This window comes from Trinickia dinghuensis, from assembly GCF_003367175.1.
Taxonomy (GTDB): domain Bacteria; phylum Pseudomonadota; class Gammaproteobacteria; order Burkholderiales; family Burkholderiaceae; genus Trinickia; species Trinickia dinghuensis.
This window is the reverse complement of the sequence record NZ_QRGA01000022.1, coordinates 62,224-85,666: the sequence shown is the minus strand read 5'-3', so window position 1 is coordinate 85,666 and position 23,443 is coordinate 62,224. Positions and strand designations below refer to the sequence as shown.

The window sequence follows — 23,443 nt, the reverse complement described above, 5'->3', positions numbered from 1 at the left end:
TTAACCGGAGCAAAAGATGGAACAGTACGGCATCGCCAATGTTTGGCAACAGGGTGATTTCATTACCCGATTCATTTTTGTTTTCCTGTTCGGCATGTCGATCGTGTCGTGGTTCGTCATCCTGACCAAGGGCTTTGCGAATCGGCGCCTCGAAATCATGGGCAAGCGCGCGCAGACGCGATTCTGGTCGACGCAATCGCTCAATGACGGTATCGAAGCCTTGGGTAACGGCGGCGATAACCCCTATCGCGCAATCGCGCTCGCCGGTCGCGAGGCGAACGAGCAGCAAGTGAGCAGCGAGCCTTCGTTGCAAGGGAGCCTGAGCGCGAACGAATGGGTGGCTCGGGGCCTGCGCAATGCGTTCGACGAAGAAGTCGCCCGCTTGCAAAATGGATTGGCCGTTCTCGGCTCGATCGGCAGCACGGCACCATTCGTCGGCTTGTTCGGGACCGTCTGGGGGATTTATCACGCGCTCATGGCGATCGGCGCGTCCGGCCAGGCAAGCCTCGATCACGTTGCCGGACCGGTTGGCGAATCGCTGATCATGACGGCGATCGGCCTGTTCGTCGCGATTCCGGCAGTCCTCGGATTCAACTACGTCAATCGCGGCAACAAGCGCGTGAGCCACCGCCTGAATCGGTTCGCGCACGAACTGCATGTCTATTTCGTCACCGGCGCCAAAGCGCGCGGCGATGCGCGGCAGGCGCCCGCAGAGCCGGTCGTGAACAAGCGTTCGACCGTGAACGTCGCAGCTTGATCGGGAGCAGGCCATGTCGATTCTCATGGATGGCAACAACGACGAAGGCGTGATGAACGACATCAACATGACGCCGCTGATCGACGTCATGCTGGTGCTGCTGATCATCTTCATCGTGACCTTGCCGGTCATCAACAAGGCGGTGAAGGTCGACCTTCCGCAAGCGGCGGCAAAACCGGCCGAGTCGAAAACTCAGGACATCGATTTGTCGATTACGGCCGACAAAACCGTGTTGTGGAACAAGGAGACCGTGGACGAGGCCACGCTCAAACAGCATGTGGCGGACGCGGCAAAGCAGAGCGATCCGCCGGCCGTCAACATCGACGCCGACCAGCACGTCGAATACGGCAAGGTCGCAACGATTCTGGCCGATCTTCAGGGCGGCGGGTTGAACAAGATCAATTTCGTCATGCAACCGCCTAAGGGGCAGCAATGAGCGTGAACCACGCGTTCCCGATGGATCGCGCTGAAGATCAGGACGCGAGACGTAGGTTCCCGTCTGTCTGGAAGTTGATCCTTCCCTACTGGAAAACGAAGGAGGGGTTGCTGTCGCTATTGATGCTCGCTTACGTGCTCGGTGCCAGCTGGGGCCATACCTATGTCGCGGTTTGGCTCAACCGGTGGACTGGGACGTTCTACGATGCAATCGGCAGCGGGAAGTTTCAGCTGCTTCCTCACCTGTTGTTCGTGTTTCTGATGGTCGCGATGGCTGCGGCGGCTTTTACGATGTCGACGGTCATCTTGCAGTCGATCGTCGAGATTCGTTGGCGGCGTTGGCTGACCACGTGGCTGGTTGAGCAATGGTTGGCGCATAACACCTATTACCGCATCGAGAGAGACCGGTCGCTCGAGAACGTCGACCAGCGTATTGCCGAGGACGCGAGGCAGTTCGTCAAGGATACGTTGCTGCTCGGCATGGGTGTGCTTCAGGTTCCCGTGAGCATCGTGAGCTTCAGCGTGATTCTATGGACTATCGGCGGCGCGCTGAAGCTCAGCTTGGGCGGGGCAGTCTATAGTGTTCGAGGCTATTTGGTTGCAGCGGCGTTTCTGTATCAGGGCGTGATTTTTTTAGCGACCCATTACCTGGGACGACGCCTGATCACGCTCAACGCAAAGCAGAACCGGGTGGAGGGCGATTTCCGAGTGTTGATGGTCCGCGTTCGAGAATTCGCGGAACAGATCGCCTTCTTCAAGGGACGATCGGCCGAAAGCAACCGGTTGGACGGGGCCTTTCGTCATGTCGTCTCGAATCTCTATGCGCTGCTTTGGGTCAACACGCGTGTCGCGCTGTTCACCAATATCGTGGGCCAGGTCAGTTCAGTCGTCCCTACGCTTCTCGTTTTGCCGCAATTGATGTCGGGAGGATTATCGCTAGGCGGATTGATGCGTTCGAACGCGGCATTCGGATCCGTGACCAGCTCGCTTGCGTTTTTCCCTCAAGCCTATCTTGGGTTTACCAACTGGCGCGCCGAGGCGAATCGTCTTCGCGAGTTCCTCTATGTCAACGACATCGAGCCGAAGCCAGGCATCGTCTCGACCGTCGGGGCGAAGGGATCGGTTGCCTCGAGCGACCTGATTCTCCGCGATGCGGCTTCGACTGCAATTGCCTTTGTACCGGATTTCAAGCTTGCACCCGGTGCGCGATGCCTCGTACGGGGAAGGTCCGGAAGCGGGAAGAGCACGTTGCTCAGGGCGCTGGCAGGACTATGGCCGTATGGGCAAGGGACGATCACGCGCAGCGCCGATGGTACGGTGTTCGTTCCGCAGCGCAGCTACATCCCGCCCGGCACATTGAAGGCCGCGATTACTTATCCGCGAGAAGAATCCGCCTACGCCGACGGTCAATGTGCGGAGGTCTTGCGCGCCTGTGGGCTCGGTGCCTACGTTGCATCGATGCACGAAGCCGATCGCTGGAGCGGCCGGCTTTCCGGCGGCGAGCAGCAGCGGGTGGCATTTGCTCGCGTGTTGCTTGCGAACCCGTCGACGATATTCCTCGACGAATGCACATCGGCGCTCGATACGGAAAGCGAGCGGGAACTCTATCAATTGCTGATCGACCGATTGCCGCACGCGACGGTCGTTAGCGTGGCACATCGAAAGGAATTGTCGGCGTTCCATCAAACGACGCTCGATTTTCCGCCCAGAGAAACGTCCGATGCCGAGGATCGCACGGTGCGCCCGTTACATCGAGCTTTCCCCGCATAAAGCGCGTTATCAAACAAACCCAAGATTCAGCCTGAAAGGACAATTCATGAGCAATTTGAGGAGCGTGACCGAAGCGAGCTTCGACGCGGACGTGATCGCGAACAGCCGCCCCGTGCTGGTCGATTTCTGGGCCGAATGGTGCGGGCCTTGCAAGGCGCTCGGCCCGACGCTCGAGAAGGTGAGCGAGAACTTCAAAGGACAGGTCGATTTCGTCAAGGTCAACGTCGACGAGCACGCGTCCGTGCGGAACCGATTCAGCGTCAAAGGTATTCCGACCTTGATTCTCCTGAAAGGGGGCGAGGAGATCGGGCGAGTAGTCGGCAATCGCTCGGCGGTTCAGCTTGCGAGCTTTCTCGACGCGCATCTGGGCACCTCCACCGAATTGGTGCGCGTCGCGATTACGCTGCGCGCATTCGGCGGCGACCCGCAAGTGAAAGCCGCTCAAACCGCTCGCCTGCAAGCGCACCTGACGCGAAAGCAAGCGACACCGGACGAGAGCATGTGGGAGGGGCAAATCAGCAGTGCATTGCGCTTCGTCGCCAATACGGCGGACCCCGACGACTGCGCTCGAGTGCTGGGTATCCCGACCGATGTCGTATCGATAGTCGAGACGCTGTCGACCTATCGCGGGACGCATCTCAAAGCCGCGCTCTATGTCGCCCGATGGCTGGAGAGCGTGCCCGTGGGCGCGAATCTGTCCAAGCTTCCCGATCAGCTTCTCGTCCATCTTCTCAAGAACCAGATGGTCACCGATCTGCTGGATGGCGATGCGTCGCTGCTCGGCGTTCGTGATGAGCTGGTCTCGCTGCATAGCGCCGTGGCTAGCGGTGCGGCGCCGGAAGATGAGAGCTGGGCGAAGGTGAAGAAGGCGTGCGCGGAGATTGCGTCGAACCTCGACGATAAGCACCGCTCAAGGCTAGCAACGATGTTGCAGAGCGCGTCGATGCCGTTGTCCAAGGATCCGGACGTGTTGAGCGGCGTCGTTTTTGCAGTGGGCTTGTCCGTTTGGAAGCAACTCCAGGATGCATGCAACTGGGTACGGGAGGATGACGCACGGGTCGCGCAACTGGCCGAGGAAATCGGAAAGCGGGCGGAGGAACAGGGCACGGAGCCGCCGCGCGGCGACGCAATGATGGAGAAGATCGGAGAGATCGATCCCGATCTGGCGAGCCGTTTCCGGTCGCACTATCACGAAGGGACTCGCGCCTTGGGCGAGCGGGGACGAGCGATCGGAGACATGCTGGTCGATCTGACCGCGCACGTCGTGTGAGATCTATCGGAACTCGGTCGGTCGGGCGTGTTTGCCGGCCGCGCGATCTTAAATAGTGGAGCGGATGTATGCAGGCTGGTGGTATGCAATTGCGCACCGTCGTGTCGGAGTTGGGGGACACCGCGGCGCTCGCGCTCGAACTCGCGCGAGCCGCGGGCGCGGAAGGTGCGCGCGTCGAGGTCGCACATTCCGAATCGCGCACGGCGATGGTCAGAAATCGGGTGCCGTCGGAAAGGAGTTTTCGTCTTGCCTCCGAGATTTCGATCACCGTCTATCGGGACGGCAAGCGGGCTTCGACGAGTTCATCGGATCTATCTAGGGAAGGGCTCGAAAACGCGGTCCGCGCGGCGCTCGATATCACGAACGTGACAGCCGCGGATTCCGCCGCTGGGCTCGCGGATCCGCTGCAGTTGGCGAACGTCTTCCCCGATCTCGACCTGTATCACCCGTTCGAGGCGACGCTCGACGACATGATGTCCTACGCGCAGCGCACGGAAGCTGCTGCATTCGAGCATGATTCGTCCATTCGAACCTCGAACGGCGCGAGCGTCCAAACGGTGTCGGGCGTATCGCTGCTGGCGACGTCGGTCGGATTCTCAGCAAGCGCGCCGTGGTCGGTGCATTCCCTCTCATGCGCGCCGGTGGCTGCGGGCGCCAATGAAAAACAGATTGGATTTTGGAGCCACTCGGCCCGCGCATTCGACGATCTCGCCAAAGCGGAAGAGGTGGGCGGGGTCGCGGCCAAGCGAGCGATGGACGCGCTGGACGCACGGCAGATTCCGACGCAGCAATGCGCCGTGCTATTCGAGCCGACGGCTGCGCTGGGATTGCTCGGCGAACTGGTGTCGGCGGCTTCCGGCGATGCGCTTTATCGAACGGGCTCGTTCTTAAAGGATCGCCTTGGCGCGAGCTTGTTTCCCGAACACATCCACGTGAGCGAAGACCCATTTCTGAAGCGCGGGATGGGGAGCCGCTGTTTCGACAGCGACGGCATTCCCGGATCTCGGCGAATGCTGGTGCAAGACGGCCGTCTGCAAGGGTACTTCCTGGGTCTTTATGCCGCGCGCCGATTGGGTTTGCAACCGACCGGAAACGGCTACGGGCCTCATAACCTCGAGGTGCGCAGCACACGAACGTCGGATGAAGACGACTTCGGCCGCATGCTCGGAAAGCTGAACCGTGGGCTCGTCGTGACGGAGATGGTGGGAGGCGGGGTGAATCGATTGACCGGCGATTTCTCGCGCGCGGCGAAGGGATTCTGGGTGGAAAACGGAGCCATCCAGTTTCCGGTCACCGGTGTGACGCTCGCGTCGAACCTGATGGAGATGTTTGGCGGGTTGCAGGCCATCGGCAGCGATGCGATCACCCGGGGGGCATCGACGTCCGGATCCTGGTTGATTGAAGCAATGAAGGTTGGGGGAGCCTAAAAAATGAGTGATGTTTTGGACCTAAGTACGTTACCGCCCGCTACGGGAGGGGTTCGCTCGTTGGCTCGTGTCGGGCTGCTGGAGAAACATGGGATCGACGAAGCGCACCTCGCCTCGGCATTGACGCTTTCGCTGGGTACGGGCGGGAATTTCGCCGACATTTTTCTGAAGGAAACGATCGCCGAGTCATGGTCGCTGGAGGGCGGATCCGTTCGTGCGGGCTCGTACCGCTGCGACTCCGGCTTCGGTCTTCGTGTCCTAAAGGGCGAAGAAGCAACGTTTGCAAGCTCGCAGCGAATCGATGCCGACTCGCTTCGACGTGTTGCCTTGCAGGTCCGCGGCTCGGAAGCAGCGGTGCCGGTGGCGTCGCATGAGACCGCAGTTGATCAAGCCGCGCAATCCCCGTTCGCGCATTCGTTTTACGAGGCCCGCCATCCGCTAGGAGCGATCGAGGCCGCCGATAAGATCGCGCTCCTGAAAAAGGTCGACCAACTAGCGCGTTCCCGCGACTCGCGGGTGGTCGAAGTGAACGCGATGCTGAGCGCCATCTACGAAACGATCTGGGTTGCGCGCGGCGATGGGCTCAGTTCCGGCGACGTGCGCCCGCTTCTGGTTCTCTCGATCAGCGTTCGAGTCAAATTGGGCGCTCGGCTTGAAAGCGCGAGTGGCGGGATCGGTGGGCGATACGGCGTGCAAACGTGGACGGACGAGGAACTGCGCTCGTTCATCGATGGCCGAGTGGATGCCGCGCTCGTGAAACTCGAGGCGAGGCCGGCTCCCGCGGGCAAGATGACTGTCGTTGTCGGCCCTGGCTGGAATGGCGTGTTGCTGCACGAGGCAGTGGGCCACGGACTGGAGGCGGATGGCATTCGTCGCGGCACGTCGGCGTTCGCCGGACGCCTCGGCGAAAAGGTCGCATCCGAAAACGTCACCATCGTCGACGATGGAACACTGCATGGCAAGCGCGGTTCGTTGAATATCGACGATGAAGGGTGCCCGACGCAGCGCACCGTGTTGATCGAGAACGGCGTGTTGCGCGGCTATATGCAAGATTCGCTGAGCGCGCGGCTGATGGGGATGAAGCCGACCGGCAACGGCCGCCGAGAGGGGTATGCCGTGCTGCCGATGCCGCGAATGACGAATACGTTCATGTTGAACGGCGATCGGGAGCCGGCGGAAATCATCGAATCGGTGAAGAGCGGGATCTACGTCGCCGGTCTCGAGGGCGGGCAAGTCGACATCACGAGTGGCCAGTTCGTCTTTGAAGCCTCGGAAGCCTACCTGATCGAAAACGGAAAGATCACCGCTCCGGTCAAAGGCGCGACGATTACAGGCAATGGACCGGAAACGATCCGGAACATTAGCCTCGTCGGAAACGATCTCGAACTCGACACCGGAAGAGCGACTTGCGGGAAGGCAGGGCAATCGGTCCCCGTGGGCGTGGGTCAACCGACCGTGCGTGTCGACGAGATGACGGTTGGCGGGACGGCGTAGCCGCCGTCGTCGAATCCGCGATGCACCGGTAGGGGAACATGAAACATTGGGCTCATCGTCTCACTCAATCCAGCCGCCGGCAACGCGCAGTCAAAACGGAGTTGCTGCCCTTGCCAAAGCCGATTCGGGACGTGTTGTCGTTGGAGTATCACCTGCAACTGGAAGCGTTGCGGGCCGGCGTCGGATCCTTGATGGCGCTTCAGAGCGTGATGAGGGTGGCGATCGCCGCGGGGATGTTGAGTGAACTCGGCTACGGGAAGCCGAGCACCGGTTCCCTCGGCCACTATGAAGACGCTGCGAACAGCGCGTTTTCATCGGGGCGAGAAGGGCGGTTTAGATTCGACGACGAAGCGTTCCGACTGTTCGCGGGATTGCTGACGAATCATGATGCTCAATTGGAAGCGGCACCCGTGAAGGTGATCGACGGCATAGCAAAACGTTTGGAACGGCATTGCAGGGCGGCCTGACACAGGCTTAAAGACAAGCGCAGGTCGAAATCAGCGTATGACAATCATTGAAACCTTTCCGACTCAGTGTTCCGATTTCGCGGGCAAGATTCGATCGCTCGTAGGTCTGCCGACGGACAGACTTTTGAGCGGTCTTTCCGCGGCACTAGGCAGCGTTCGCGATAAATATCCCCTCATGGACGACGATCTGCCTGATGGCGCCGCAGGCGGATATAGCCGGCATCTCCTGCATTCCGATGACGACGGGTTGTTCTCGGTCATGCTGCTGGTCTGGAGGCCGGGCGGATTCAGTCCCGTTCATTCGCACTGGACGTGGTGCGGTTACGTCGTGCTCGATGGAACACTGCATGAGGATCGCTTGCATTGGGACGTCGCGAGCAAGCAGGCCGTGGTTCGGGATCGCATCGACCGAATGCCGGGCGACGTCGTCGTGTCGAGTCCGGGCCTCCACGACATTCATCGATTAGGCAACGCCCGTCAGGATATTGCCGTCTCGCTCCACGTCTATGGCGTGAGTCGGGATGCCACGATGACGCATGTGAATCGCGTTCTGCCAAGCTAGTACCTGCTGGCCGGCGGGGCGCCGCTGTATGTCAGCGAGCGCCGATGCGCAATTAGCCGGTATCCGCTACGCGAGGCTGGCTAATCAGTTCGTGCTGTACGTGGCGCTCGGCGGATAGACTCCGGGGGCGACGGAAGGTTATTGCACGAACCGCTACACACGAGGAAATCCCTTCCCATTTCCCGCCTAAGCCCGTTTTATTTTGGAAACACTTTTTAGGGAGGCGCGCGTACGATCGCCTCTCTTCCTTGCTCGATATCTCTATGCCCACGACGATTCTGCGCGCCGACTACGCGGCGCCCGCCTTCCTGATCGACACAGTCGCCCTCGAATTCGACCTCGTGCCGGAGCGCACCGTGGTCCGCAACACGATGCGAGTACGGCGCAATCCGGCTGCCGGCCGCGCGTCGAACCTTGAACTCGTGGGGGAGCAGCTCGAATTCATCAGTGCGGCGATCGATGGCCATCCGAGCGCCGCCATCCGTGCGCACGAGGGCGGACTGACCGTGAACGATGCACCGGACGCGTTCGAACTCACGATCACGGGCGCGTGCAGCCCGGCTGCCAACACAACGCTGATGGGGCTGTACGTGTCGGGCGGAAACTTCTGCACGCAGTGCGAAGCGCAGGGCTTTCGGCGCATCACGTGGTTCCTCGATCGCCCCGATGTGATGGCCACCTTCACCGTCACGCTGCGTGCCGACAAGGACGCTTGTCCGGTCCTGCTCTCGAACGGCAACCTGATCGAGCAGGGCGATCTGCCCGACGGCCGGCACTACGCGAAATGGGAGGATCCGTTCAAGAAGCCGAGTTACCTGTTCGCACTCGTCGCCGGCAAGCTCGTCGCACTCGAGGAGCGTATCAGGACGGGCTCCGGTAAGGAAAAGCTGCTGCAAGTGTGGGTGAAACCGCAGGACCTGGACAAAACAGGCCACGCGATGGATTCCCTGGTTCGCTCGATCCACTGGGACGAAGAGCGTTTCGGCCTCGAACTCGATCTCGACCGATTCATGATCGTCGCCGTGAGCGATTTCAACATGGGGGCGATGGAGAACAAAGGGCTGAACATCTTCAATACGAAGTGCATCCTGGCGAATCCCGAAACCGCGACCGATACCGACTTCGCCAACATCGAATCCATCGTCGGCCACGAGTATTTCCACAACTGGACCGGCAACCGAGTGACCTGCCGCGACTGGTTCCAATTGAGCCTCAAGGAAGGCCTGACCGTGTTCCGCGATCAGGAGTTTTCCGCGGCGATGTCGGGCGGGAATGAGAACGAGGCAGCGCGCGCGACGAAGCGCATCGAAGACGTGTGCGTCCTGCGTCAAATGCAGTTCGGCGAGGACGCGGGGCCGATGGCGCATCCAGTGCGTCCTGAAAGCTACGTCGAGATCAACAATTTTTATACGGCGACCGTGTATCGAAAGGGCGCGGAAGTCGTTCGGATGTATCAGACGCTGTTCGGCCGGGAAGGCTTTCGCAAGGGCATGGACCTTTACTTCCAACGGCATGACGGCCAGGCCGTGACTTGCGACGACTTTCGCCAGGCGATGGCCGATGCGAACGGACGCGATCTTTCGCAGTTCGAGCGCTGGTACAGTCAGGCAGGCACGCCGCGCGTGCGCGTGACGACGCAATACGACGAGGCCGGCCGGCGCTACCGCGTCACGCTCGCTCAAGACTACGGCGATGCGTCGCCCGCCGCGCGTGCAACGCAAAGCGGGCCGCTTTTGATTCCATTTTCAATTGGTCTTGTCGGGCAAGACGGTGCGGATATGCCGCTTCGCCTCGAGGGCGAACGCGAAGCGGGCGGGACGACGCGCGTGCTGGAGTTGACCGAGGCGCAGCAGTGCTTCACGTTCATCGACGTACCCGAGAAGCCGCTGCCGTCTCTACTGCGCGACTTCTCGGCACCGGCGATCGTCGAGTATGACTACGGCAACGACGAGCTTGCGTTCCTGCTTGCCCACGATAGCGATCCGTTCAACCGGTGGGAAGCGGGGCAGCGTCTTGCGACGCGCGAACTGTTAACGCTGGCCGAGCAAGCCGCCGATGGGCGTTCGTTCGATATGAGCGACGCGCTGGTCGAAGCATTCCGGAGCGTGCTGACCGACGAATCGCTTTCGCCGTCGTTCCGCGCGTTGGCATTGATGTTGCCGACGGAGACCTACCTCGCCGAGCGGATGGCCGTATCCGATCCGGCCGCTGCGCACGCGGCGCGCCGGTTCGCGCGCCGGCGCTTGAGCGAGGCGCTCAGGCAAGAGTGGCTCGCAGCCTACGAGCGGCACCTGACGCCGGGCGCTTACGAGGCGACGCCCGAAGCCGCTGGGCATCGTGGGCTGAAGGGTTCCGCGCTCATGTACCTTTCGGAACTTGACGATCCCGCGGATGCTGTGCGCCTTGCAACGAGGCAATACGACATCGCGAACAACGTGACGGATCGGATGGGCGCGCTTTCCGCCTTGATGAATGCCGCCGCGGGGAAGGGCGGCGACTTCGCGAAACGGCCGCTCGACGATTTCTACGCGCGCTTCGAGCACGATCCGCTCGTCATCGACAAATGGTTTGCGCTTCAGGCCACCCAGCGCGGCCGCGCCGAGCGTCCGGTCATCGACGTCGTGCGTGGGCTGATGCAGCACCCGGCGTTCAATCTAAAGAATCCCAATCGTGCTCGCGCATTGATCTTCAGTTTCTGCGGGGCGAACCCCGCGCAATTCCATGCGGCGAACGGCTCCGGCTACGCATTCTGGGCCGAGCAGGTGCTGGCGCTCGACGCGATCAACCCGCAGGTGGCGGCGCGGCTCGCCAGGACGCTCGAGCTATGGCGCCGCTTCACGCCGGCGTTGAGCGCGCAAATGCGCGCGGCGCTGGAGCAAGTGAATGCCGATGCGAAATCCCGCGACGTTTGCGAGATCGTGCAAAAGGCGCTGGCGTCGTGAGTTTGTCATTGAGCGCCAACCCTTGAGCGCTAACTTATGAAGCATTCCGCAATGCGTATCGCCGTCGGTGGGATTCATATCGAATGCAGTACCTACAACCCGGTTTTGACGGAAGAGCGTGATTTCCGCGTCCTGCGCGGAGACGATCTGCTCGAGTCGCCCTACTTTTCTTTCCTCGCGGACTACGACGCAACCTTCCTCCCGACCGTGCACGCACGAGCCATTCCTGGCGGGCCGGTTGCGCGCGAAACCTACGAGCGCATCAAGTCGGATTTTCTCGCCGAGCTGCGGGCATGCTCGCAGCTCGACGGCCTGTACCTGGCGATGCACGGCGCGATGTACGTGGAAGGGATGGAAGACGCAGAGGGCGATTGGATTGCCGCTGCGCGCGAACTCGTTGGGGATGAATGTTTGGTTTCCGCGAGCTATGACCTCCACGGCAACGTAACGCAGCGCATCGTCGATGCGCTCGATATGTTCTCCACCTATCGCACCGCACCGCATATCGACGTCGAGCAAACCATGCGTCGCTCGGTCTCGATGCTGGTTCGCGGTTTGAAGGAAGGCGTCAAGCCCACTCTATTGTGGGTGCCGATCCCCGTGGTGCTGCCGGGCGAATGCACGTCTACCGAGGATGAGCCCGCGAAGGGACTCTACTCGCGACTTCCGCTAATCAACGACGATCCGGTCGTTTGGGACGCCTCTTTGTTGGTGGGCTACGTTTGGGCCGACGAGCCGAGAGCGACGGCCGCGGCAATCTTCACCGGTACGGATCGCAACGTTCTCGCGCGCGAGGCCAAGGCCGTCGCGACAGCCTATTGGGACGCGCGCCATGATTTTCGTTTCGGCTGCGAGACGGGTTCTGTCGAAGCATGCGTCAAGCGCGCGATCGCAAGCCGCACTGCCCCCGTCGTGCTCGCCGATTCCGGCGACAATCCGACTGCGGGAGGCGTCGGAGATCGGGTCGACGTACTGGCCGAATTGATCCGGCAGCATGCGACGGGTGTCGTCGTGGCCGGTATTGCCGATCGGATTGCGGTGGAACGGTGCTTTGAAGCGGGAGAAGGTTCAGAAGTGGAGATCTCGATAGGTGGAACGATCGACAAGAGGGACACTCTGCCAGTCACGACACGCTGTATCGTCCGCAATCTATGCGATTCGGAGATCGACGCTGAGCGGGAAGCCGTGGTCACCATCGACGGCATTCAGGTCGTGCTCAGTGCAAAGCGCCGCCCCTATCACTATCTCGACGATTTTGCGCGTCTGCGCCTCGATCCTCGCAACGCCAAAATCGTCGTAGTCAAATCGGGCTACCTGTCGCCGGAATTGGCGTCGATCGCCAATCCGAATCTCATGGCGCTCTCGCCTGGCGTCGTGGATCAATTCGTCGAGCGCCTGCCTCGTTTGCGAAAGCGCTCCCCCACGTTTCCTTTCGACCGAGACTTCGAATTCGTTCCCGAAGCGGTCGTTTCCGCTCGATCGCAATGACGATCGATTGGTTCGGTATGACGCCGTCACGATCAGCGGGACAGATAGAAGATGAACGGAACAACAGGCTTTGAGCAGAGGAGGAGCGGCCGCGTGGTCGTCGCGGATATTGGCGGCTCGTTCATTAGATTCGGCGTGTCGGACGCTCCGGGCAGCGTGCGCCAGGTGGACAGCGTGCCGACGCCTATAGGAAGCTGGGAAGAATTCGTAGAGGCTTTGAAGTTGCTCGCCGGGCGTCACGCGCGGGAGAGCGACTGGCCGATGGTTATTTCCATGGCTGGGGCGATCGAACCTGTCGACGGTGTGATCTGTTCTTCCAATATCCCGTCCGTCACTGGGCGGCGACTCGGTCCTGAATTGACGTCACACCTTGGCCGCGAGGTACGGATCGCTAACGACGCGGCCTGCGTCGCGTTGGCGGAGGCAGTCGAGGGTGCCGGTGTCGGCCACGATGTCGTCTTTTGCGCGGTGCTGGGGAGCGGCGTCGGCGGTGGGCTGGTGATGGATGGGCGCTTGGCCGGCGGCCCGAGCGGCATCTCGGGCGAGTGGGGGCATGGAATGCCGGTGAGTGCGTATGTGGATGTCGACGGAGACGGAAGCGCTCAACCGATCGCGCCGTTGCGCTGCGGCTGCGGCCGTATGGGCTGTGTCGACACGATAGGCGGCGCGCGTGGAATCGAACGGCTCAACGATCTCCTACATGGCGAGCAGAAAGACAGTCGCGTCATCATCGACGAGTGGCAGAACGGTAGTCGGCCTGCGCGGCGGACAGTCACCGCCTATATTGCGCTCGTATCCGAACCGCTCGCGGCTGTCGTCAATATAACGGGTGCTTCCGTCGTCCCGATTTGCGGCGGTCTTTCGAATGCCGCGCCGTTGATCGATGCCCTGGATTCGGCCGTGCGCAAGCGTACGCTGTGGAAAGTGCGCGAGCGGTTGGTGGTTCCTGGCATGCTTCGGCGTGACGGCGGCCTCATTGGGGCCGCTATCATTGCAAGGCATCCACAGCGGACCAAGATATGAGCGTATTGCTAGAGGTTTGTGTCGATAGCCCAGCCGGCCTCGAGGCCGCTGTTGCCGGCGGCGCCGGCAGAATCGAACTGTGTTCGGCCCTTGATTTGGGAGGGTTGACGCCCTCCCGAGGCATGATCGAGCTTGCTGCTCAACAAGCCGTTCCGGTCCACGCGCTCATTCGGCCTCGTTCAGGCGGCTTCGTTTATTCGCGATCCGAAGTTGACGTCATGTTGACGGATATCGAAGTCGCGCGTGCCTCGGGCTTGGCGGGAGTGGTCGTTGGCGCGGCCCGGTCTGACGGCGGGTTGGATCTGCAGGTGCTTCGCCGCCTATGCGAATACGCCGATGGACTGTCGGTTACGCTGCACCGGGTATTCGATCTCGTGCCCGATCCCGGCCAAGCCTTGGAAGATGCGATCGATCTGGGCATCGACCGTATTTTGACGTCCGGCGGGGGCGTTACCGTATTGGGCGGATTGCACGTCATAAGCTCGCTTTGCCGCCAGGCAGCGGGACGAATTTCGATTTTGCCCGGTGCAGGCGTGACCGCAGACAATGTCGCCGAACTCATCGAGACGACAGGTGTTTCGGAAGTCCACGCTTCTTGCCGAACCCACGCGGGCAAAAACGACGAGCGGCTCGTTGCGCTGGGATTCGCGACGGATATGAGTCGAAACACCTCCGAAGAGCAAGTGCGGGCGCTGAAACAGGCAATGGATGGCGTGAGAGTGCACCCCTAGCAACCCCGAACCTAGTACTGGAACTACCACCCAACCCACTGTTTTTTATCGCTTTTTTATAATCCGACGGTGCCGCGGCGGCGATGTGCGTGGCATAATCGACCGCACTGGGACTCCCCCCGTTGCCACGATTACCGCGCATATCATGTCAAAGACTCTCTACGACAAGCTGTGGGACTCGCACGTCGTCCACACCGAAGACGACGGTACGACGCTGCTCTACATCGACCGTCAATTGCTGCACGAAGTCACGAGCCCGCAGGCCTTCGAAGGGCTCAAGATGCACGAGCGCCCGCTGTGGCGCGTCAGCGCCAATCTGGCCGTGTCGGACCATAACGTGCCGACGACGGACCGCAGCCACGGCATCGCCGATCCCGTATCGAAGCTTCAAGTCGATACGCTCGACGCGAACTGCGACGCCTACGGCATCACGCAGTTCAAAATGAACGACATGCGCCAAGGCATCGTTCATATCATTGGGCCGGAGCAAGGCGCGACGCTGCCCGGCATGACGATCGTCTGCGGCGATTCGCACACGTCGACGCACGGCGCGTTCGGCGCGCTCGCCCACGGCATCGGCACGTCGGAAGTCGAGCACGTGCTGGCCACGCAAACGCTGCTGCAAAAGAAGAGCAAGAACATGCTCGTGAAGGTCGACGGCCAACTGCCGCGCGGCTGCACGGCCAAGGACATCGTGCTCGCCATCATCGGCAAGATCGGCACCGCCGGCGGCACCGGCTATGCGATCGAGTTCGGCGGCTCGACCATTCGCGCGCTGTCGATGGAAGGCCGCATGACCGTCTGCAACATGGCCATCGAAGCCGGCGCGCGCGCGGGCATGGTGGCCGTCGACGATACGACGGTCGAATACTTGAAGGGTCGCCCCTATTCGCCGCAAGGCGTCGAATGGGATCACGCCGTCGAATACTGGCGCACGTTCACGTCGGATGCCGGTGCGCATTTCGATCGCGTCGTCGAACTCGATGCCGCGCAGATCGTCCCGCAAGTCACCTGGGGCACGTCCCCTGAAATGGTGACGGCGGTCGACGGCCGCGTGCCCGATCCCGAGCGCGAGAAGGATCCCGTCAAGCGCAACGCGATGGAGCGCGCGCTGCAATACATGGCGCTCGAACCGAATCTGCCGATCGAATCGATCAAGATCGACAAGGTGTTCATCGGCTCGTGCACGAATGCGCGCATCGAAGACATCCGCGCGGCGGCCTATGTCGTCAAGAAGCTCGGGCGGCGTGTGGCCTCGAACATCCGGCTGGCGATGGTGGTGCCCGGCTCGGGTCTCGTGAAGGCGCAAGCCGAGCGCGAAGGGCTCGACAAGGTATTCGTCGATGCCGGCTTCGAATGGCGCGAGCCCGGCTGCTCGATGTGCCTCGCGATGAACGCCGACCGGCTCGATCCGGGCGAGCGCTGCGCGTCCACGTCGAACCGCAACTTCGAAGGCCGTCAGGGCGCGGGCGGACGCACGCACCTCGTGAGCCCGGCCATGGCCGCGGCTGCCGCGATCGAAGGCCATTTCGTCGATATCCGCCGTTTGGGATGAGGTAGAGAGAACATGGACAAATTCACCGTACATACGGGACTCGTTGCCCCCCTCGACCGTGAAAACGTCGATACCGATGCAATCATCCCGAAGCAATTCCTGAAGTCGATCAAGCGCACCGGGTTCGGTCCGAACCTGTTCGACGAGTGGCGCTATCTCGATCACGGCGAGCCGGGGCAGGACAATTCGCGTCGTCCGCTGAACCCCGACTTCGTGCTCAATCAGCCGCGCTATCAAGGTGCGTCGGTGCTGGTCGCACGCAAGAACTTCGGTTGCGGCAGCTCGCGCGAGCACGCACCGTGGGCCTTGCAGCAATACGGCTTCCGCGCGCTGATCGCGCCGAGCTTCGCCGATATTTTCTTCAACAACTGCTTCAAGAACGGCGTGCTGCCGATCGTGTTGTCGGAGCAGCAAGTCGATCATCTGTTCAACGAGACTTACGCGTTCAACGGCTACCAGCTGACGATCGATCTCGAGGCGCAAGTCGTTCGCACGCCGGACGGCCGCGACTACAAGTTCGAAGTCGACGGTTTCCGCAAGTACTGTCTTCTGAACGGTTTCGACGACATCGGCCTCACGCTGCGCCACGCCGACAAGATCCGCGCGTTCGAAGCGGAACGGATCGCGAAGCAGCCGTGGCTCGGTCACCGCATCGTCGGATAAGACTCACAACTCGACTCGATAGGACTCCGAATGAAAATCGCAGTGCTCCCCGGTGACGGCATCGGCAAGGAAATCGTCAAGGAAGCGATCAAGGTATTGAACGCGCTCGACGAGAAGTTCGAGATGGAAGAGGCGCCTGTCGGCGGCGCCGGCTACGAAGCGAAGGGCCACCCGCTGCCCGATTCGACGCTCGCCCTCGCCAAAGAGGCCGACGCGATCCTGTTCGGCGCCGTGGGCGACTGGAAGTACGACTCGCTCGAGCGCGCGCTGCGCCCCGAGCAGGCCATCCTCGGTCTGCGCAAGCATCTGCAGTTGTTCGCGAACTTCCGTCCGGCGATTTGCTATCCGCAATTGACGGGCGCTTCGTCGCTGAAGCCGGAAATCGTCTCGGGCCTCGACATCCTGATCGTGCGCGAATTGAACGGCGACGTGTATTTCGGCACGCCGCGCGGCAACCGCAAAGCGCCGGACGGCCCGTTCGAGGGCGCGCGTGAAGGCTTCGACACGATGCGTTACTCGGAGCCCGAAGTGCAGCGGATCGCGCACGTCGCGTTCCAAGCCGCGCAAAAGCGCGGCAAGCGTCTGACGTCGGTGGACAAGGCGAACGTGCTGGAAACGTCGCAGCTGTGGAAGGACGTCATGATCGACGTCGCGAAGCAGTACCCGGACGTCGAACTCTCGCACATGTACGTCGACAACGCGGCGATGCAGCTCGTGAAGGCCCCGAAATCGTTCGACGTCATCGTGACGGGCAATCTGTTCGGCGACATTTTGTCGGACCAGGCCGCGATGCTCACGGGCTCGATCGGCATGCTGCCGTCGGCTTCGCTCGACAAGAACAACAAGGGGCTCTACGAGCCGTCGCACGGATCGGCGCCGGACATCGCGGGCAAGGGCATCGCGAATCCGCTCGCGACGATCCTGTCGGCTGCGATGATGCTGCGCTACTCGCTGAACAAGGCCGAGCAGGCCGAGCGCATCGAGAAGGCCGTGCAGAAGGTGCTCGAAGCGGGCTACCGCACGGGCGACATCGCCACGCCGGGCTGCCGCCAAGTTGGCACGGCCGAAATGGGCGACGCGGTGCTCGCGGCGCTTTAAGCGTACGCGCATCGTACGAGCCGTCTGAGTGCGCCGATCGATCGGGCACTCATTCGAGCGAACGGTTTTTGGGGGCATTTTCCCCCCGTTCGCTCGAAAACGGCACCATGTGGTGCGTTTTTTGCAGAATCGGCGTGATCTACGGGCACGCCGGCGCGGAATTTTCGTGTAGACTGTGCCGATGGCGCAACTGTCCCAAATCTCCTCGATTGACAACCTGCACGGCGATACGGCCCGTGTGGGCGGGTTCGCCATGGCAGGCGTCGTCGGCATTGCCGGCGCCATCGCCATTATTACGATTACCCCCAAAACGATCACGAAAAGCTGATCGTCCGTCGTGCCCGCTCGTCTTCCCCGCGCGGTCACGCCGGGCAAAGTTGCGGGGAAGCGTCCACTCCAAGGGTTAGTCATGAACGTAGGTCTCGTAGGTTGGCGCGGCATGGTCGGCAGCGTCTTGATGCAGCGGATGCAGCAAGAGCGCGATTTCGATTTGATCGAGCCGGTGTTTTTCACCACCAGCAACGTGGGTGGCAACGCGCCGTCGTTTGCCAAGAACGAGACGAAGCTCAAAGACGCCAAGAGCATCGACGATCTGAAGAAGTGCGACGTCGTGATCACCTGCCAAGGCGGCGATTACACCAACGAGGTGTTCCCGAAGCTGCGCGCCGCGGGCTGGAACGGCTACTGGATCGATGCCGCTTCGTCGCTGCGGATGACCGACGACGCCGTCATCATTCTCGATCCGGTCAATCTCGGCGTGATCAAGGATGCCCTCGTCAAGGGCACGAAGAACTTCATCGGCGGCAACTGCACGGTCAGCCTGATGCTGATGGCGCTCGGCGGTTTGTTCCGCGATAACCTCATCGACTGGATGACGGCCATGACCTATCAGGCCGCATCGGGCGCGGGCGCGCAGAACATGCGCGAGCTGCTGTCGCAGATGGGCACGCTGCATGGTGCCGTGACGGAGCAACTGGCCGATCCGGCCTCGGCCATTCTCGACATCGACCGCCGCGTGCTCGAGACGATGAACTCGGACGCGATGCCCACGCAGAACTTCGGTGTGCCGCTCGCCGGCTCGCTGATTCCCTGGATCGACAAGGATCTCGGCAACGGCATGTCGAAGGAAGAGTGGAAGGGCGGCGCCGAAACGAACAAGATTCTCGGCAAGCCGGCCATGGGCCAGCCCGGTTCGATCCCTGTCGATGGCCTTTGCGTGCGGATCGGCGCGATGCGCTGCCACTCGCAGGCATTGACGATCAAATTGAAGAAGGATGTGCCGCTCGACGAAATCAACGGCATCCTTGCGTCGGCCAACGATTGGGTCAAGGTCGTGCCGAACGAGCGCGAAGCGTCGATGCGCGATTTGTCGCCGGCCGTCGTGACCGGCACGCTGTCGGTGCCGGTCGGCCGTCTGCGCAAGCTGGCGATGGGCGGCGAGTATCTGTCGGCGTTCACGGTCGGCGATCAGCTCCTGTGGGGCGCCGCCGAGCCGCTGCGCCGCATGCTGCGCATCTTGTTGGAGCGCTAAACCGCCGTGCGCGCGGCGTGGCTGTCCCGGTGTTCGAACCGGTCCGGCACGCCGCACAGTGGTTTTGCCCGGGTTCCTCACGTAAACTATGCGGTTACGACGCATAGGAACCCCGAAAGGCGTCGCCTTGCCGCGACGCCTTTTTCTTTTGCCGCTTTTTGCCGCAGCGAACCTTGGTCACTCCCAAACGCCATATCGAGGCGCGCTTGAACGCGCGTGACACCTCCATGACAAAACGTTCGACGCGACGCGCCGTCCCGCTTGCGATCGCCTGCGCTTGGCTCGTTTGTTCGTCGCCCGCCTGGGCCGCGCCGGCCTCCGCGGCAGCCACGCCGGCCTCGGCGCCCGCCGAGCAGAGCGGCGCGGCGGCTTCGGCCGCGACGCAGTACACGGTGAAGCCCGGGCAGTCGCTCGCGGATGTCGCGGCGGCGGCCACCGGCTCGCACGACAAGACCGTGCTGGCCCGCGCCGCGAGAGCAATCTTCGACGCCAATCCGTCGGCGTTCATGCGCAACGATCCGAGTCTTTTGAAGCTCGGCGCGGTATTGAACGTCCCCGCCCTCGATGCAACGGGCGCGGTTGCCAAGGCTGAAGCCGCGCCTGCCTCCGCCTCGGCAAGCGCATCGAATCCGGCGCCGTCCGGTGCGGCCGCCTCGCAAGCCGCCGGAGCGAATGCGAGCGCCGCGCCGGCGACGAAGCCGGCGTCGGCACCCGCGGGCGCTGTTTCGTCGGCGCCGGCCAGTGCGGCGACCGGGACAGGGGCGTCGGCCGCCGCGAAGGCCACGGCGCCCGCTGTCGGCGCCGCTTCGAAAGCCGCTCCCGCTTCCGCGCCCGCCGGCGCGCAGCATTCACAGCCTAACGGCGCGGCCGGCGAGCATGCTTGGTCAGGCGCCATTCAGCCGGCGGCACCGGCCGCGCCCGCAAGCGCCCCCGCGGCATCGGGTGCCGCCGAAGCTTCCGCGCCTGCCGCGGGAGCCAGCGAGGCCCCGGCAGCGTCCGCCCCCGCCGGCACGAGTGCGCCGAAGCCCGTGGTGGCCACGTCTGCTGCCGTACCGGTCATCGGCGCATCGAATCCGAAGGTGTCGAGTCTCCAGCAACTGTTGACGCTCAAAAATCGGGTTCTGATGGAGTTGCAGCGGCATGGGGTCGGTGCGCCACAGGCGGCGCATCCCGGCGCAGCCGGTAGTGCACCCGCAGGCGCTTCCGCTTCCGGTTTCGCGGCGGCGCCGGCCTCGGGCCCCGCCGCCGTGCCCGCGCCCGGGAAATCGCGCGCCGCGGCCGCCGCCAATCAACGCTTCGTCGGGGCCAGCGGCTCCGGCTTCGATTTGTCGCGCAACGTCTTTCCGATTGTCGGTGCCGTCGTTGCGGCCATCGTGGCGGCGCTGCTCGTGGTGCTCGTCGCGCTCGGCGTGAGCCGTCGCCGGCAGGCTGCGCCGGCTGCCGGCGCGACCGGAGCCGCTGGTGGCTCGGCGGCCGGTGTCGCTTCGTCGGCGCGAAGCGACGAGCCGGCTCAGCCGGCGGCGGCGCCCGCCCAGACGGCGGACGATCCGATCGCGGCGGAGTTCTTGGCGGTCCTCGCACGCAACCCGACGAGCAAGCGCGCGCTGATGGGGCTGGCCGCGCACTACGCCGAACGCAAGAACGTGCAAGGGTTCGACGAGATCGCCCAGCGCATTTATCGCCTCACGGGCGGTCGCGGGCCGAATTGGACGCACGTCGCGTCGATCGGGCGTCAGCTCGATCCGCACAATTCGCTGTACGCGCTCGAAGCCGGCGAAGCGGACGAGCTCGTTTTGTCGCCGGGCGAAGACGCGGGCGCGTCCGCTGTGCCGCCATCGGAAACGAGTCATCCTGAGCCGCAGGCCGAAGCCGCCGCCCCGCGTGCGGCCGAGGTTCCTCCGGACGTGCCGCCCGTTCCGCAGCCGGCGCCGTTGCATGAAACACCCCCTGCGGCAGATGCTTCGCATGTCGCGCACCGTTCGGCGGCCGAAGAGGCGCCGGGCGAAGAAGTCCCGCCGGACCATCCTGGGTCGCACGAGCCCGCGGCACTGTCCGAACAGGGCGATGGGACGCTGCCGCCGGAGGCGATCGCGGCGTTGGACGGGCTCGACATCGGCCTGCCGCCGCGCGTTGGACCGGCGGGGGAAAGCCCGGCGTATCCGCCGGAAGCCGAATTGGGCGAGCCCGAGCCGGCCTGGGAGGAGGGGCCGGCCGCGGAATCGGCGGCGGGCACCGAGAAGTCAGCGCACGACGTGCCTTCGCCTGGAGCGTCGACCGAGCACGCCGAAGAAAGCGAGAAGGGCGTGCGTGAAGCCCATGACGCTCATGAAGCGAACGCGGCTCCTGCCGCTCCCGCGGTATCGGGCTTGGGCGCCGCGCCGGTCGGCCGTCTCAACCTGTCGTTCGATCTCGACCTGCCGGGTGCGCACGCGCGCGAGGGTAAGGATGGGGGCGAGCAGAGCGACATCGCGCCGGTGCCGCAATTCACGCCCGAGCAGCTCGCGAGGATCGCGCGCAACAAGCTCGAACTGGCGGCCGAGTACATCGCGCTGGGCGATCTCGGCGGCGCCCGCACGCTGATTCACGAGGTGATCGAGTCGAACGACACGGCCACGCACGATGAAGCGCATGCGATGCTGGCGACGCTCGCGCCGCTTTCCTGACGCGACCGGCCATGCGCATCGCTCTCGGGATTCAGTACGACGGCACGGCGTTTTGCGGCTGGCAGTCGCAGCCGCACGGCAAGACTGTGCAGGACGCGCTCGAGCGGGCGCTGGCCGACTTCGCCTGCAAGCCGCTGCACACGATCGTCGCGGGCCGCACCGATACGGGCGTGCACGGCCTCGGGCAGGTCGCGCACTTCGACACGGACCTCGACCGCGAGGATTTCTCGTGGGTGCGCGGCACGAACGCCTTTTTGCCGTCCACGGTGGCCGTGCTTTGGGCCAAACGGATGCCGGACGATTTTCACGCCCGGTTTTCCGCGTTCGAACGCACTTACTACTACGTGCTGTACGTCAATCCGGTGCGTTCGCCGATGCTGACGGGCCGCGCCGGCTGGATTCATACGCCGCTCGATGTCGACGCGATGCGTGCGGCGGCGCAGTGTCTGATCGGCGAGCACGACTTTTCGGCGTTTCGCTCGTCCGAGTGCCAGGCGAAGACGCCGGTCAAGCATCTTTATCAAATCGACATCCGGCAGGCCGGCGATATGATCCATTTTCGCTTTCGGGCGAACGCGTTCCTGCATCATATGGTTCGCAACCTGATGGGCTCGCTCGTGGCCGTCGGCCGGGGCCGCCATCCCGTGTCGTGGCTGGCGGACGTGCTGGCGAGCCGCAATCGCGATCGCGCCGCGCCGACCTTCATGCCCGAGGGTCTTTATCTGGCCCACGTGGCCTACCCCGAGGCCTTTGCGGTGCCGCCCGCGCCCCTCGGCAGCGTGCCTTGGAGCGGTATTTGGAGCGAGTGAGCTTATGACGAGCGTTGTCCCCGATTCTCAATCCGATTCTCAATCCGTTCCGCAAGCTGCCGGCCCGAACCCCGGGCGCACGCGCGTCAAGTTGTGCGGCTTGTCGCGCCGGGCGGACGTCGAGCTGGCCGTCGAGCTCGGCGCCGATGCGATCGGCTTCGTCTTTTATCCGCCGAGCCCGCGCTCGGTCGGCGTGGCCGAGGCCATCGATCTCGCGTCCGGGCTGCCGCCGTTCGTTTCCGTCGTCGGCTTGTTCGTGAATCCGACGCCGGACTGGATCGGGGAAGTCACGAGCAACGTGCCGCTGACCATGCTTCAGTTCCACGGCGACGAGACGCCGGCGCAGTGCGAACAGCTTGCGAGCGTGGCAGGGCTGCCGTGGTTGCGCGCGCTGCGCATCGGGGCGAATACGCGGCCTTCCGATTTGGTAGAATTGGCGCTCAACTATTCGACAGCCGGCGGCTTGCTCCTCGACACCCTTGTCGAAGGCTATGGCGGCGGCGGGAAGACATTCGATTGGTCACTTATTCCAGCAGAGCTCGCGCGTCGGGCCGTTTTGAGTGGTGGGTTGAACGCGCAAAACGTCGGTGATGCCATTCGGCGCGTGCGCCCGTACGCGGTCGATGTCTCCAGCGGCATCGAGGTACCGGGCGCCAGGGGCGTGAAGGATCACGCCCGAATGGCGGCGTTCGTGCGCGCGGTGCGCGAGGCGGACGCCGGGTGACAGGCAAGGCGGCGCGGCCACACGAACACGCGCC

Annotated in this window: 20 protein-coding genes; all 20 read left to right on the top strand. The window is 63.1% G+C overall.

Annotation, left to right across the window (positions count from 1 at the left end; genetic code table 11):
* Window positions 1–16: 16 nt before the first annotated feature.
* The 20 genes from DWV00_RS30550 (at window position 17) to DWV00_RS30455 (ending at window position 23,409) form a co-directional block, all read left to right on the top strand.
* Window positions 17–757 (top strand): MotA/TolQ/ExbB proton channel family protein, encoded by a 741-nt coding sequence (locus tag DWV00_RS30550; RefSeq protein ID WP_115537349.1) that lies wholly within the window; start codon window positions 17–19, stop codon window positions 755–757.
* 13 nt (window positions 758–770) lie between these two features.
* The gene (locus DWV00_RS30545; RefSeq protein WP_115537348.1) at window positions 771–1,193 is read left to right on the top strand and encodes an ExbD/TolR family protein; all 423 of its coding nucleotides are present in this window, start codon (window positions 771–773) and stop codon (window positions 1,191–1,193) included.
* A complete protein-coding gene (locus tag DWV00_RS30540) occupies window positions 1,190–2,962 on the top strand; it encodes an ABC transporter ATP-binding protein/permease (RefSeq protein ID WP_115537347.1) in 1,773 nt (590 codons plus the stop codon). The genes DWV00_RS30545 and DWV00_RS30540 overlap by 4 nt, the downstream gene beginning before the upstream one ends.
* A 46-nt stretch (window positions 2,963–3,008) precedes the next feature.
* Window positions 3,009–4,232: a thioredoxin gene (gene trxA / locus DWV00_RS30535; protein WP_115537346.1), complete on the top strand. Its 1,224-nt coding sequence runs from the start codon at window positions 3,009–3,011 to the stop codon at window positions 4,230–4,232.
* An 83-nt stretch (window positions 4,233–4,315) separates the two neighbouring features.
* Window positions 4,316–5,659: a TldD/PmbA family protein gene (locus DWV00_RS30530; RefSeq protein WP_245965097.1), complete on the top strand. Its 1,344-nt coding sequence runs from the start codon at window positions 4,316–4,318 to the stop codon at window positions 5,657–5,659.
* Between the two features lie 3 nt (window positions 5,660–5,662).
* A complete protein-coding gene (gene tldD / locus DWV00_RS30525) occupies window positions 5,663–7,153 on the top strand; it encodes a metalloprotease TldD (protein WP_115537344.1) in 1,491 nt (496 codons plus the stop codon).
* 110 nt (window positions 7,154–7,263) lie between these two features.
* Entirely contained in the window at window positions 7,264–7,620 is a 357-nt protein-coding gene (locus DWV00_RS30520; RefSeq protein ID WP_245965096.1) for a Fis family transcriptional regulator, read from the top strand.
* A 124-nt stretch (window positions 7,621–7,744) separates the two neighbouring features.
* A complete protein-coding gene (locus DWV00_RS30515) occupies window positions 7,745–8,182 on the top strand; it encodes a cysteine dioxygenase family protein (RefSeq protein WP_181885645.1) in 438 nt (145 codons plus the stop codon).
* 263 nt (window positions 8,183–8,445) lie between these two features.
* On the top strand, window positions 8,446–11,124 hold the full coding sequence (gene pepN, locus DWV00_RS30510; protein WP_115537341.1) for an aminopeptidase N: 2,679 nt from the start codon (window positions 8,446–8,448) through the stop codon (window positions 11,122–11,124).
* A 36-nt stretch (window positions 11,125–11,160) separates the two neighbouring features.
* Window positions 11,161–12,612 carry a M81 family metallopeptidase gene (locus DWV00_RS30505; RefSeq protein WP_220274750.1) on the top strand — a complete coding sequence of 484 codons (1,452 nt, stop codon included), beginning with the start codon at window positions 11,161–11,163 and terminating at the stop codon, window positions 12,610–12,612.
* A 51-nt stretch (window positions 12,613–12,663) separates the two neighbouring features.
* The gene (locus tag DWV00_RS30500) at window positions 12,664–13,635 is read left to right on the top strand and encodes an ROK family protein (RefSeq protein WP_115537340.1); all 972 of its coding nucleotides are present in this window, start codon (window positions 12,664–12,666) and stop codon (window positions 13,633–13,635) included.
* On the top strand, window positions 13,632–14,366 hold the full coding sequence (locus DWV00_RS30495; RefSeq protein ID WP_115537339.1) for a copper homeostasis protein CutC: 735 nt from the start codon (window positions 13,632–13,634) through the stop codon (window positions 14,364–14,366). Before DWV00_RS30500 ends, DWV00_RS30495 begins: the two co-directional genes overlap by 4 nt.
* A gap of 145 nt (window positions 14,367–14,511) precedes the next feature.
* On the top strand, window positions 14,512–15,921 hold the full coding sequence (gene leuC, locus DWV00_RS30490; protein ID WP_115537338.1) for a 3-isopropylmalate dehydratase large subunit: 1,410 nt from the start codon (window positions 14,512–14,514) through the stop codon (window positions 15,919–15,921).
* A 12-nt stretch (window positions 15,922–15,933) separates the two neighbouring features.
* Window positions 15,934–16,584, top strand: coding sequence for a 3-isopropylmalate dehydratase small subunit (gene leuD / locus DWV00_RS30485; RefSeq protein WP_115537337.1), 651 nt, complete (start codon window positions 15,934–15,936; stop codon window positions 16,582–16,584).
* 30 nt (window positions 16,585–16,614) lie between these two features.
* Window positions 16,615–17,682: a 3-isopropylmalate dehydrogenase gene (gene leuB / locus DWV00_RS30480; RefSeq protein ID WP_115537336.1), complete on the top strand. Its 1,068-nt coding sequence runs from the start codon at window positions 16,615–16,617 to the stop codon at window positions 17,680–17,682.
* A gap of 181 nt (window positions 17,683–17,863) precedes the next feature.
* Window positions 17,864–18,010: a hypothetical protein gene (locus tag DWV00_RS34245; protein WP_181885644.1), complete on the top strand. Its 147-nt coding sequence runs from the start codon at window positions 17,864–17,866 to the stop codon at window positions 18,008–18,010.
* An 81-nt stretch (window positions 18,011–18,091) separates the two neighbouring features.
* Window positions 18,092–19,213, top strand: coding sequence for an aspartate-semialdehyde dehydrogenase (asd, locus tag DWV00_RS30475; RefSeq protein ID WP_115537335.1), 1,122 nt, complete (start codon window positions 18,092–18,094; stop codon window positions 19,211–19,213).
* 227 nt (window positions 19,214–19,440) lie between these two features.
* Window positions 19,441–21,876 carry a FimV/HubP family polar landmark protein gene (locus DWV00_RS30465; RefSeq protein WP_147298012.1) on the top strand — a complete coding sequence of 812 codons (2,436 nt, stop codon included), beginning with the start codon at window positions 19,441–19,443 and terminating at the stop codon, window positions 21,874–21,876.
* Between the two features lie 11 nt (window positions 21,877–21,887).
* Window positions 21,888–22,685: a tRNA pseudouridine(38-40) synthase TruA gene (gene truA / locus DWV00_RS30460; RefSeq protein ID WP_115537332.1), complete on the top strand. Its 798-nt coding sequence runs from the start codon at window positions 21,888–21,890 to the stop codon at window positions 22,683–22,685.
* 4 nt (window positions 22,686–22,689) lie between these two features.
* The gene (locus tag DWV00_RS30455; RefSeq protein WP_115537331.1) at window positions 22,690–23,409 is read left to right on the top strand and encodes a phosphoribosylanthranilate isomerase; all 720 of its coding nucleotides are present in this window, start codon (window positions 22,690–22,692) and stop codon (window positions 23,407–23,409) included.
* The last annotated feature ends 34 nt before the right edge of the window (window positions 23,410–23,443 follow it).

Coding starts and splice junctions, on each gene's coding strand:
- DWV00_RS30550 (WP_115537349.1), top strand. CDS start 17: ATGGAACAGTACGGCATCGCCAATGTTTGGCAACAGGGTGATTTCATT.
- DWV00_RS30545 (WP_115537348.1), top strand. CDS start 771: ATGTCGATTCTCATGGATGGCAACAACGACGAAGGCGTGATGAACGAC.
- DWV00_RS30540 (WP_115537347.1), top strand. CDS start 1,190: ATGAGCGTGAACCACGCGTTCCCGATGGATCGCGCTGAAGATCAGGAC.
- trxA (WP_115537346.1), top strand. CDS start 3,009: ATGAGCAATTTGAGGAGCGTGACCGAAGCGAGCTTCGACGCGGACGTG.
- DWV00_RS30530 (WP_245965097.1), top strand. CDS start 4,316: ATGCAATTGCGCACCGTCGTGTCGGAGTTGGGGGACACCGCGGCGCTC.
- tldD (WP_115537344.1), top strand. CDS start 5,663: ATGAGTGATGTTTTGGACCTAAGTACGTTACCGCCCGCTACGGGAGGG.
- pepN (WP_115537341.1), top strand. CDS start 8,446: ATGCCCACGACGATTCTGCGCGCCGACTACGCGGCGCCCGCCTTCCTG.
- DWV00_RS30505 (WP_220274750.1), top strand. CDS start 11,161: ATGAAGCATTCCGCAATGCGTATCGCCGTCGGTGGGATTCATATCGAA.
- DWV00_RS30500 (WP_115537340.1), top strand. CDS start 12,664: ATGAACGGAACAACAGGCTTTGAGCAGAGGAGGAGCGGCCGCGTGGTC.
- DWV00_RS30495 (WP_115537339.1), top strand. CDS start 13,632: ATGAGCGTATTGCTAGAGGTTTGTGTCGATAGCCCAGCCGGCCTCGAG.
- leuC (WP_115537338.1), top strand. CDS start 14,512: ATGTCAAAGACTCTCTACGACAAGCTGTGGGACTCGCACGTCGTCCAC.
- leuD (WP_115537337.1), top strand. CDS start 15,934: ATGGACAAATTCACCGTACATACGGGACTCGTTGCCCCCCTCGACCGT.
- leuB (WP_115537336.1), top strand. CDS start 16,615: ATGAAAATCGCAGTGCTCCCCGGTGACGGCATCGGCAAGGAAATCGTC.
- DWV00_RS34245 (WP_181885644.1), top strand. CDS start 17,864: ATGGCGCAACTGTCCCAAATCTCCTCGATTGACAACCTGCACGGCGAT.
- asd (WP_115537335.1), top strand. CDS start 18,092: ATGAACGTAGGTCTCGTAGGTTGGCGCGGCATGGTCGGCAGCGTCTTG.
- DWV00_RS30465 (WP_147298012.1), top strand. CDS start 19,441: ATGACAAAACGTTCGACGCGACGCGCCGTCCCGCTTGCGATCGCCTGC.
- truA (WP_115537332.1), top strand. CDS start 21,888: ATGCGCATCGCTCTCGGGATTCAGTACGACGGCACGGCGTTTTGCGGC.
- DWV00_RS30455 (WP_115537331.1), top strand. CDS start 22,690: ATGACGAGCGTTGTCCCCGATTCTCAATCCGATTCTCAATCCGTTCCG.